The organism is Psychroserpens mesophilus, assembly GCF_050617655.1.
Lineage (GTDB): Bacteria > Bacteroidota > Bacteroidia > Flavobacteriales > Flavobacteriaceae > Psychroserpens > Psychroserpens mesophilus_A.
Genome location: NZ_JBODQC010000336.1, coordinates 1 through 252 on the forward strand (window position 1 = coordinate 1; position 252 = coordinate 252).

Here is a 252-nt window from a genome sequence, read left to right on the forward strand (position 1 = left end):
CCATGGAACTCAAAAATTGGTGCCATCCAAGCGCTATCACGTTTTGCCAGGTAATCGTTTACCGTAACAAGGTGAACACCTTTACCAGCTAGGGCATTTAAGTATACAGGAAGTGTTGCTACTAAGGTTTTACCTTCACCAGTTTGCATCTCTGCAATTTTTCCTTGGTGCATTGCAATACCACCTATTAATTGCACATCATAGTGAATCATATCCCAAGTAATAGGCTTACCAGCCGCATCCCAAGAGTTT

The 252-nt window shown here is 42.1% G+C and carries 1 protein-coding gene; it reads right to left on the reverse strand.

Annotated elements, in window-relative coordinates; translation table 11 throughout:
• Positions 1 to 252 (reverse strand): hypothetical protein (locus ACRHNM_RS17480; protein WP_431137920.1); only part of this gene is annotated, 252 nt, incomplete at both ends.